We start from the raw sequence: 327 nt of genomic DNA on the forward strand, positions 1-327 counted from the left end.
GTGGTGGGCGGGGCGGTAGTGCACGTGGGGCCCCTGCCCCAGCGTGGAGGCGGCTGCGAGTTCGGATTTTCCGGTCGTCCGCCACCGGAACGCAAGGACAGCAGGAAGCCGATCAAGCCGACCGCCATCAGCGAGAAGCCTATCGGCCGCGAGCGGCCGTCGATTTCCCCGACGCCGGAGCGCAAGACAAGGTCGACCGCTCGCATCGGTATGTCGTCGGCGTCGCCCGGGCCGACGGTGAAGACGTAGGCGCCAGGGTTGACAGTGGCAATCAGGCCAGCTTCGTCGCGAAAGATCTTGTCGGGCAGTTGCGGGCTGGCCTGGCGC

At 68.2% G+C, this 327-nt stretch carries 1 pseudogene; it reads right to left on the reverse strand.

The features are described from left to right. Positions 1–327, reverse strand: a pseudogene (locus tag EN852_RS37650) (hypothetical protein); the annotation flags it as partial.

It is taken from the genome of Mesorhizobium sp. M2E.F.Ca.ET.209.01.1.1 (assembly GCF_004010375.2).
GTDB lineage: Bacteria > Pseudomonadota > Alphaproteobacteria > Rhizobiales > Rhizobiaceae > Mesorhizobium.